This window comes from Oscillatoria sp. CS-180 (assembly GCF_028330965.1).
GTDB lineage: Bacteria > Cyanobacteriota > Cyanobacteriia > Phormidesmidales > Phormidesmidaceae > Halomicronema.
In genome coordinates, this window is record NZ_JAQMUB010000102.1 from 22873 (window position 1) to 32130 (window position 9258).

The 9258-nt window shown below is 52.1% G+C and carries 14 protein-coding genes; 5 read left to right on the top strand and 9 right to left on the bottom strand.

The annotated features are described in order from the left end of the window. Nucleotides 1–20 precede the first annotated feature (20 nt). Together PN498_RS28380 and PN498_RS28385 are read left to right on the top strand one after the other, a co-directional pair. A complete protein-coding gene (locus PN498_RS28380; protein WP_272066838.1) occupies nt 21–500 on the top strand; it encodes a hypothetical protein in 480 nt (159 codons plus the stop codon). Nucleotides 501–531: 31 nt separating this feature from the next. Beyond that, the gene (locus tag PN498_RS28385) at nt 532–699 is read left to right on the top strand and encodes a hypothetical protein (protein WP_272066839.1); all 168 of its coding nucleotides are present in this window, start codon (nt 532–534) and stop codon (nt 697–699) included. 21 nt (nt 700–720) lie between these two features. Here the strand turns inward: PN498_RS28385 and PN498_RS28390 are convergent, their stop codons facing one another. From PN498_RS28390 to PN498_RS28410, 5 genes are all read right to left on the bottom strand, one after another. Further along, complete coding sequence (locus PN498_RS28390; RefSeq protein WP_272066840.1) at nt 721–1572, bottom strand: hypothetical protein; 852 nt, start codon at nt 1570–1572, stop codon at nt 721–723. After that, the gene (locus PN498_RS28395; RefSeq protein ID WP_272066841.1) at nt 1539–2087 is read right to left on the bottom strand and encodes a hypothetical protein; all 549 of its coding nucleotides are present in this window, start codon (nt 2085–2087) and stop codon (nt 1539–1541) included. Before PN498_RS28395 ends, PN498_RS28390 begins: the two co-directional genes overlap by 34 nt. A gap of 221 nt (nt 2088–2308) precedes the next feature. After that, complete coding sequence (locus PN498_RS28400; RefSeq protein ID WP_272066842.1) at nt 2309–2509, bottom strand: hypothetical protein; 201 nt, start codon at nt 2507–2509, stop codon at nt 2309–2311. Between the two features lie 29 nt (nt 2510–2538). Next, nucleotides 2539–3426 (bottom strand): hypothetical protein, encoded by an 888-nt coding sequence (locus tag PN498_RS28405; protein ID WP_272066843.1) that lies wholly within the window; start codon nt 3424–3426, stop codon nt 2539–2541. A gap of 1 nt (nt 3427) precedes the next feature. Beyond that, on the bottom strand, nt 3428–3802 hold the full coding sequence (locus tag PN498_RS28410; RefSeq protein WP_272066844.1) for a PadR family transcriptional regulator: 375 nt from the start codon (nt 3800–3802) through the stop codon (nt 3428–3430). Nucleotides 3803–4043: 241 nt separating this feature from the next. Between PN498_RS28410 and PN498_RS28415 the strand changes: the two genes are divergently transcribed. The 3 genes from PN498_RS28415 (at nt 4044) to PN498_RS28425 (ending at nt 6506) form a co-directional block, all read left to right on the top strand. After that, nucleotides 4044–4241, top strand: a complete 198-nt coding sequence (locus tag PN498_RS28415; protein WP_272066845.1) for a hypothetical protein — start codon at nt 4044–4046, stop codon at nt 4239–4241. A gap of 324 nt (nt 4242–4565) precedes the next feature. After that, nucleotides 4566–5072, top strand: coding sequence for a hypothetical protein (locus PN498_RS28420; protein WP_272066846.1), 507 nt, complete (start codon nt 4566–4568; stop codon nt 5070–5072). A 375-nt stretch (nt 5073–5447) separates the two neighbouring features. Then, nucleotides 5448–6506, top strand: coding sequence for a pentapeptide repeat-containing protein (locus tag PN498_RS28425; RefSeq protein ID WP_272066847.1), 1059 nt, complete (start codon nt 5448–5450; stop codon nt 6504–6506). Between the two features lie 7 nt (nt 6507–6513). Here the strand turns inward: PN498_RS28425 and PN498_RS28430 are convergent, their stop codons facing one another. The 4 genes from PN498_RS28430 to PN498_RS28445 form a co-directional block, all read right to left on the bottom strand. Next, complete coding sequence (locus tag PN498_RS28430) at nt 6514–7011, bottom strand: hypothetical protein (protein ID WP_272066848.1); 498 nt, start codon at nt 7009–7011, stop codon at nt 6514–6516. A 4-nt stretch (nt 7012–7015) separates the two neighbouring features. After that, nucleotides 7016–8089: a MarR family transcriptional regulator gene (locus PN498_RS28435; RefSeq protein ID WP_272066849.1), complete on the bottom strand. Its 1074-nt coding sequence runs from the start codon at nt 8087–8089 to the stop codon at nt 7016–7018. 128 nt (nt 8090–8217) lie between these two features. Next, nucleotides 8218–8466, bottom strand: coding sequence for a hypothetical protein (locus PN498_RS28440; RefSeq protein WP_272066850.1), 249 nt, complete (start codon nt 8464–8466; stop codon nt 8218–8220). Nucleotides 8467–8687: 221 nt separating this feature from the next. After that, entirely contained in the window at nt 8688–8819 is a 132-nt protein-coding gene (locus PN498_RS28445; protein WP_272066851.1) for a hypothetical protein, read from the bottom strand. Nucleotides 8820–9258: the final 439 nt, after the last annotated feature.

Here is a 9258-nt window from a genome sequence, read left to right on the forward strand (position 1 = left end):
GTCAACATAGAAGGCTTAGAATGGCTTCACGCTTCCTCCCCATAGTTGATTACGGCTTGAGGCTGTCCTTCTTCCTTGGCAGACTTGGATTTGCCGTTTTTTTACTTGTGCAAGGCGCTGAGTTAGTTCGCGATGAAAATCCCGGAGCAGGTTACACAGCAATTGGGGTTTCAGTTGCACTAGCTACATCTAGACTGGAGTTACTTCCTCGTAAACGCTCCTCCGCCAACGAGCATGGCGATTATCAGCACCTCCAACTGGAGTACTCAACACTTGAGCAACAATATCAAGAACTAAAAAAGAACCATCAAATACTCACAGAGAACCATCAAGCAACCGTTTATCAGCTCAAATCACTAGAAAACCAAGTGCGCTACGAAAGCTCAGCACATGCAGCCGAATTGAAGATCTTGAAACTAGAAACGGCACTCCAGAACCAGAATTTATTACCTCCTTCCAATCCGTCCAATGAACCAACAGATAGAGGTAAAAATGGCTGATCAAACATCTCCTATAAGAAAAGCATCATTTATGGCTGGCGTAATCCAAGCCGCCGTCACACTCACGCTGGTGGGAGCTCTGAGTGCGGAGCCATTGGTGCAGCTCAGCCGCGAATCTAGGGATATTGGAGCATTCTTAGCTGGAATGTTTGGATTTGCCTCCATTGAGGCATTTCGCAAAAGCTTTGAGGACGAGTAATCCACATATCTGTTGACTGTTCTATTGCCCAAAGCGCTTCCTCGCCCCTCTCACACTGCCCAGCTGCTTCAACGTCATCCCCGTAATCAAAGCCGTGCCCCCAAAGATGTAGAGGCTCTTGTTCTTCGTCCCCATGCCCACAAAGCGCACCACACCAAACGCCATCAAACAAGCCACCAGAATCGGCATGATGACGATGTACTGAGTATGTTCAGGCCGTTGATGCTTCAGCCCTAACCGCCGTTGACGCACAACCTTGCGGGCCAGCATCGGATTGCGTCCCGCTAACGGTTGCAGCTCTGCCAGCTCTGAGCGCGACAACTGCAACCCTCGCCGCTTCGCCTCATCCGCCATCACTTCGCGGATCGCCTGATCGGTGGGCAGCTCTAGCTCAATCTCCAGCAGGTCTAGAAAGATGTCGCGTCCTGGGTTCACCGGCGAGAACAACACCATCCGACAGCCCGCCGCGATCGCGTCCTCCAACCAATAGCGAATAGAGCTGCTGAGCCGTTTGGCTTCCGGCAAAATCAGCAGCGTGTCGGGGCCGATGTTCATCAACAGCTCATCCTTGATGGCATCCATCGACATAGGCTTCTCGCCGGTGACGTTTCCCTCTCGGTCGTACTTGTCCTCGGTAGTGGGGATGTCCAGCGCCTCCGCCATCTTCTGAAAGAACAGCTTGCCGCTGCCCTTGTACTTTGCGATCGCTACATTCAGCCGCCCTTCAAACTGCCGATACAGCAATTTGGGGAAGTCAGCATTGTTACCCGCTTCCCCCAACACCAACACATTGCAGCCCTGCCGAACCGCCTCACACACCTGCTGAAACTCCGGCGTCTCTATGCCGCTACCGCTGTCCGTTGTTGTCGCCACTGGCTGAGGAGTGCGGTCGCCACCTGCCGGGGCTGGGCCTTTGGGTCAGCAGCAGCCCTCACACTCTGCACCTTGGCCTGTACCGCTGGCGGGAGGTCGTCATAGCTCAGCTGCTCTGCGATCGCGTTTACCACCTGTTCCCGCATCGTCATCCGCGACCCGGCCAGCTCAGCCGCCTCTGAAATGATGGCCTGAATATCGAACTGCTCTGCTTGGTGGGTCTCAGCCTGTACTGGCTCCTGCTCTGGCTGCGCCATATCACCATTGACCACCGTCGCCAGCTCACCCGGCATCTGGAAGCCATCTCGTTTCCCGATTTCTGTCACATGCTGTCGCAGCGCCGCTAATAGCTGAAACTGCGCTTCATCCAGATAACTCTTACCATCAGAATCTCGGTTTGCCTTAATACCAAGAAACTTTAGATCATCGTAGTAAGCATCCTTTTTAAGCCCTAATTGCTCCATCGCCTGCTCGGGCCGAATCTGGGGGACCACAACCGAATTCTGGTTAGTCATAGCACTCACACGAATTTTATGCACTGCACATAATATGGGGGGTTGAACAAAAAAATCTGCTCCGCGACGCCCCCGAATTCGGGTTGAAGCTTCTATGAAGGCCGAAACGCAATTCGGCTTTTAGAGGGGTAGTTTTCTGAAATTGAGGCAATAGAAACTAGAGACTGATCATCAGGCAGCGTAGGTGGTTTTCTAATGATTGGGTCTGCACTAGAAATACGCTACGGACTCGCTTCAATAGCGTTAGTAGGAGAGTCGGGATGTGGCGCGAATTGAGTGTGCACCACAAAACTAGAGCCCAGTAGAACAGCGGCGATTACTGGAATGAGCTTGATGAGTGTTGACTCAGACAGCCGAACTTTGATTTCGATACCGTTAGACTCTGGTGGCGGAGGCAGAGCCTGCTGCTTGGATGAAGACATAGGGCAGTTCCTGGTTGAGGGAGTTGAATCTAATCGTCGATTTCGCGATCGCCACGAGGAAGGGTCAGATTCTCAAGCTGAACCTGAATGTAGAAGACCCACAGAAGCGTTAGAAATTCCTCAAGGAGCCGGAGGCGAATCTGCCAGGGAGAGGCTTTGCTCTTCTCCATACGCCGCTGCAAGACTCCTAGCTCAGCAGCACACTCTTCTGGCAAAAAGGCAATGAGGTGGGCTTTAGAGGGCACAGCATAACCCCGCGATCTAATCGTTAGAACCAGTAAGGCAAGCAATACAAACACCGACAACCCTAGTAAGACACTGGCCTGGAGAAAAGCACGAGCACGGCTAGATTCACTCCCATGGAGGCGCTCTAAGTCTCTTCCCTGTTGGAGTTGCAACCCATGAACGTGTGCTAATTCGATGTCCACGACAATCACAAGTACACTCACCAGCTCCCGCTCCAGCGCCAGCTCCAGCACCAGCGCCCGCTCCAGCGCCAGCGCCCGCTCCAGCGCCAGCTCCCGCTCCCACGCCAGATCCAGCGCCAGATCCTGCTCCAGCGCCAGATCCTGCTCCAGCGCCAGATCCAGCGCCCGCTCCAGCGCCCGCTCCAGATCCAGCACCAGATCCTGCTCCAGCGCCCGCTCCAAACTCGCAGTCACGCTCAATTGCTTTCGGTCAGCTATCAGTTGAATTTCAGATCTTGCAGAAGCTTGCTGCTGACTTGAACTATTTGCATCAGTCAGCACCTCTACTTGCTGAGCCAGATCCAAAGCCCATTCGGGTTGCTGGGGGCGATGTCTTAACACCGCCTGTAGTTGCAGCACAGAAAGACCTAGAAAGGCTACGGCTCCAACACTCATCAGCACACGATCGCGCCACAGTCTCCGAATTTTTCGCTTCAGCGCCTTATCCATGTCACGCCCCTCCCCACATCGCCTGAGCGGTCGTTGCCCGTTGCGCTAGCGCAGCTCGGTATTCTTGGACAGCCCGTAGCGATCGCGCTCCTAAGCCCGTCACCTTGTAATACTTCCGTCGTGCCCCGCCCGACTCATCGACTTCATCTCCCCAGCGCCAGACAACTAGCCCCTTCTTCTCTAAGCGATTCAGCGCTGGGTAGAGGCTACCGAATTTCAGCTCATTGACAGGCCGGTCTAGGTTGAGCTGGTCTAGGATTTCTAAGCCATATAGCTCTCGGCTCAGCAGCACTGTGAGAATGTCCTCGTCGATCGCGGATATCTTCACAGGTTTAGAGGATTTGTCCTGAGAGTCTTTCTTGCGTTTGGGAGGCATAGAGCCACCTCCTATCGATGACGATAAAAGTTGACTCTTCTATACTATTTGAAAAATATATAATTGTCACTACTTTTCTAGAATTGGGTCGTAGCGTTGTTTGCTGCGATATCACTGTGAATCCCTCAACCGTTGCCCCATCAGCACTTTGCAACAGGGCGCTGTTGATGTTTTGGGGCTAGCTGCAACAAGGGCGAGTGGGATATCACATCGGTATGCCCTGTGAACGAGGACCCGACCGATGAGAACTACCGTGACCTTAACCCACAGCCACACTGCTCATCAGCGCCGCCTCCGGGAGATGGTGAAACGCTTGGTGATTGAGCTGGGCTATCTAGAGCATTGCCTAGAGCAGGGCTTACAGGAAGCCCATGTGCAAGCAGCGGCAACTGGAATTGATACTGCGATCGACCGGCTGAATGAGCACTTATCGACCTAACCGCTAAAATCACTGGCGATATCTTCCAACAGAACCCCCTCGCCCCGTGGTGAGGGGATTTTTTAGACGGGCATCCTATCAGCGTGTCATTGATATACATCTGAAAATTACTTCCAGCCCCTTCTTTGCCACGACAGAGCGAGGGGTTTTTTGGTCGTTGAGATCGCCCTCCCACTCATCCTCTCAGGCTCTTGTGTGGCAGCGCTCAGACTTCTCAGGAAGCGATTAAGGCAGGCTTATTTTGCAGTCAGGAACGCCTCAGGGAGGGCCTGCACTATAGAACTCAAGATGATTGAAACAACACATCAACCCAGGAGTTCAACCATGAAACGCATTGCATTAGCCCTCACTGCTCTGACCGCTGTTACCATCGCTGTTGCCCCCGCTAGCCACGCTGCCATTGACTTCGACGAGCTACGCCGCGAGAACCTGGAAAAAGACGCCGTCAACTTTGACGAGCTGCGCCGCGAGAATCTTGACAAGGATGCAGTCGAAACCATTCAGGTGAAAGCGATCGACTTCGATGAATTACGCCGTGAGAATTTAGATAAGGATGCCGTAGACTTCGACGAATTGCGTCGTGAAAACCTCGACAAAGACGCGGTCTACCAGGTCGCTGCCGTTGATTTTGACGAGCTACGCCGTGAGAATTTAGACAAAGACGCTGTGGACTTCGATGAGCTGCGTCGCGAGAACCTTGACAAAGATGCGGTTTATGAGGTGGTGGCCGCGATCGACTTTGATGAACTGCGCCGGGAAAACCTGGAGAAGGATGCCGTTGATTTTGATGAGCTGCGTCGTGAGAACTTGGAGAAAGACGCGATTGCATAGCTAAGAGTCAGAATGCAGTACTCTCCTCACTCTTGAGCCAACGAAACGCCAACGACTCACACCCTCTTTTGCCTCCTTGCACTTACCAAGGGGGCTTTATTCAAGCTTGGTGCCCGAACTCCAACGAGCATCAATCATCTTCAGGGCACTAGGGGCCTCAGCTCGTCATGGGTTGGGGCCTTTCTCATGCAAAACTTTGGTCGGTCGGCACATTTCCTGAGTCGGCAAAGAGTGTAAATAGGATCAAGGCTGTAATTCTCCTACTTACACATATAAAATCTCAGTGTCGTAGAACATGTAGACGTGCAGAAACTCTTGCCTTCAACGCCTCCACAAACATTATCCTTTCAGGATCGCTTGTATATCATTCAGACTATGAATGGCTTACCATCAGCTCAGTTTGAGGAATTGTGTTTTGCTCTCAATCCCCCCAAAGGAATTCTCCCCTCCAACACTGCACCTCAGGGTGAAAGAACTAAAGCCTTATTAGATTGGGCAGAAGGTCCCACTGGGCCAGGGCTAGTATCCATTGACCAAGGATTAGAGATATTTGTCCCCAAAATTACTCAGCCTGAACAATCCCCAATCCCTAAAGCCTTTGCTGTCAGCGGCAAAATGGGTGATCTTTCTCCAGCGGAACTAGCAGCGATCGTTCAGCTCCTGAGACAAAAAACAGGTGATGGCTCCATTGAGCTTGCTTTCTTCACAGAGGGCAGTATCAAGCTAGTTCTAAACGGTACGCCTGAAGGATTAGATAAGCTGCAAGAGCTGTTCGATTCAGCCGAACTGACTGAAGTTTTAGATAATCGACCGGTTGAGTATGTTCGTTCGATTGAGAGCAGTTCAACCGAAGCCAGAAAAGCTCGCTTACTTCAAGTTCTCAGAGTCTATGCAGAAAAAAGAAAACTAGATATAGTCCGAGCCCGAGAACTGGCCCGAGAACTAGCGCGAGACCTAAACCTAGACCTCGTCCAAGCTCAGACTCCGAACCGAGCCCGAGACCTAAACCTAGACCTAGCCCGAACTCTAGCGCTAGCGCTAGTACTAGCCCTAGCCCGGAACCTAGCCCTAGCCCGAACTCTAGCGCGAGACCTAAACCTAGCCCTCGTCCGATATCGAGAGCTAAACCGAGACTTAGACCTAGACCTAGCCATGAACCTGGTTCACGCCCGTTACTTAGCCCTTGCCCGAGTCCTAAGCCTATTCGTAGATATTGATTTCGGCTATGCCGACTTGAGTGGCGCAAATCTCCGTAGACTTGACCTCAGAGGAGTCATTCTTGAAGGGGCAGACCTCAGCGATGCTGACGTAACTGGAACCCTGTTTGGCGATAACCCAGGACTCACAGAAGCGAGCAAACGTGACTTACAGCAGCGTGGGGCCATCTTCCAAGAGCCTCCCAGTTCTGATGTGCCAAGCTTAGTACTGCGGTAACAAAGAGTTAGGTTTTGTGGCCACGATCTCGCTCCATATCCACAAACCGTCCCTCCATCTGCCCCTCTCCCCGCCGCACCAAACCATACGGAGCGACCGCCCCCGGCAACAACGACAACTGCAAACCCTCTTCCCACGGGGCATCAATCCTGAGCTGCCCATAGAACTCAGCCTTAAGCCGCTTCTGTGTAGCACGAAACCGACTATCAAAGCGCAGATGACAGACGGTACAGAGAGCCTTCAAGTTGGCGCGATCGCGATTCCCAGGCCGCTGATCCAAATGGGCCACCGTCAGCAGATAGCGCCGAGGTGCGGCGGCAAAGTCAGGCGGCTGAGGGGTGTTGGCCTGCCGCCATGCCTGCACCCGCTGGAGGAAATCAGCTAGTGGTTCGCTGGGCTGGCGACAGGGGCGCTGGCACTGTTCACAGCACCACTTTGCCTCGTGCTTTACTTGAAGCGCGATCGCGTCCCAGTCGTCGGGATATCTAGCGCGAATGATGGGCATAGGGTCAGCTCCACTGCGTCATTGCTGCTAGCAGCAGATCCATATCATCGCCATCAAGATCGGCAAACTGTTTAGGTTCCCATCCATAGGCTTCAGAAAGCCGCTGAACGGCCTCATCCCGATTTAGACCCAATCGCTCACACTCTAGGCTTATACCCAGCAGCACGCCGCTTAAATCCCGCACTGGCGGAACATTTGTTCTCTCCTGTTTCTGTTCGCTGTTTTGCGATCGCTTTTGCTTAGCTTGGTTGGCTGTAAAGCCCCGTTTAAGGGCGGCATTTAGAAATGCTTGGGGACTTCTTATATGGTCTTGCTCTTCTAAAGAAGAGAGTGCATTGCGAACTCTGGCAGCTGCGCTATCCGGATCGCTGTGATAGAGGTTCGTCAAAGTTGCCGCGATCGCTGGATTGACTGAAACCCCAGCCGCCTCAATTCTCCCCAGCAATGTACCAATATCCTCTCTGTCAATTTCCACAGAGGGGTTCGCTTGAGAACCAGTCTGTTTGTTTAAATGTTTTAAAACAGATCTGGTACATTCTGTGGAAAACTCAGAATCGCTGAAAGCATCTCTCTGCAAGGCTTTTGCGTTTTCCACAGGCAAGGGCATTTCCCCCTCAAGTGTTGCCTCACGATCGTTTTTGTTGCGCTGAGGCAACACTTGTTGCACTGGTGCAACGCTGTTGTCCTGAGGCAACACTTTTTCCACAGCATTTTTGTCCGAGTGTTGCGCTGGTGCAACACCGTTGCGTAGAGGCAACACTTTTTCCCCACCCTGATTGGTGTGTAGCTTCACTCTGGCCGACATAATCTCTAGGTCGATCCAGCCTTTTGCATCAAGCGCTTTCAGGGCACGGCTCACCGTACTCGGGCTAACGTTGAGTTCCCTGGCCATCTCCCTCACTTTGATATCGATAGGATTATCGCCAAAGGGGTCTAAGGTTCGTAGGTAGTAAAGGATGTCTTTTTCGCTGGGCCTAAGCTCACGGCAGGCCCGTATCCACTCTTCCGAGGTCAGGCGGTAATGTAGATTTCTTTCACCCTGCCTCGTCTGATGATATTCACTTTTCTGTGTCATCATGGTTTCGAGATTAATTCTGTGAATTGTCTAGACGTTTGACGTTTTCAGACGATTCCGTTGATAATTCCCGGCCCCCCCAGGCTGGGAATTATTCGTTAAGGAAAAATCCGTTTTTCTTAATCTTCAAATCATTGGACTTTAACCTCTTTGTAGTCTTTCCAACGGACGAGCAGTTCGCCATCCATCGCTTCCACCAGTTCAGCGATCGCGCTATAGCGGCGGCCATCCGGTTCTTCCAGCGCTTTAGTAACAGCGCTAGATAGCTTTGAGATAGTTGTATCTTGTCCGTCTTGTTTCCGCAGCTCCACAACGCGACGGGTCAACTCATACTTGGTGATGTCTAACTCGTCGAGCCGTTCTTGCAGGATGTCTCTCATACTCATGCCATACATACAGCGTGTTCATGCCATACGATAGATCGGTTTAGGGCAGATGACTCACTATTTTGCTAACTTGAGCGGGATTTTTTGTAGCGGATTCATGATCGCTTAGTCTGCTTCAAGCAATCAGGGTCGATGTTGACGAGTGTTGTGTGGTGGGCGTTCCGCTGCGGCTCCTGAGGTCGCCCCGACGTCGGGCCACTGCCCTACGGGTGGAGTCAGTCTTCTGGTGAAGTGATAGGGAGCGTTGTGATCGCAGCTGTCTCCAGCAGAGCCAGTACCCCTAACGCGGCATAGCCTGACAGCGCCAGCCGAGGGCCTGCTACGCCCGTGCCCCTCCGCTTAGTCACAGGAACGAGCAGTCCCCCTAACCCCCCACGGGGGTATGTGGTTACTGCGCTCTTTCGCTCTCTCCACACCACGCGGCAGCGTAGCACTCCGCAAAGCCTCCGTGCTTCTGCTTGACCTTGGGTGCTCCGTTCACTAGCGGGGGTTTGGAGATTGGAGAGAAAAAAAGGAGTAAGGGTGTAGCGAGTCACTAGCAGGAATTATTGTAGTGATCATCTGTTCTAGTCGTGCAATCAATATAAATCCTTCTCATATTGAGTAGTTGTTCTCTGAGATATGAGCATGCCTAAAAAGTATTTGAGATAATCGGATTTATTGATTAAAATCCAATTCGGATAGTGCTTAATTGGAGTTAGAGCACACTGTGTCTAGATATTTACTAGGTACTTTACTAGCGATAGTAGGGTTCCTCAGCTTGTATTGGCTCGGAGACAGCTTTCA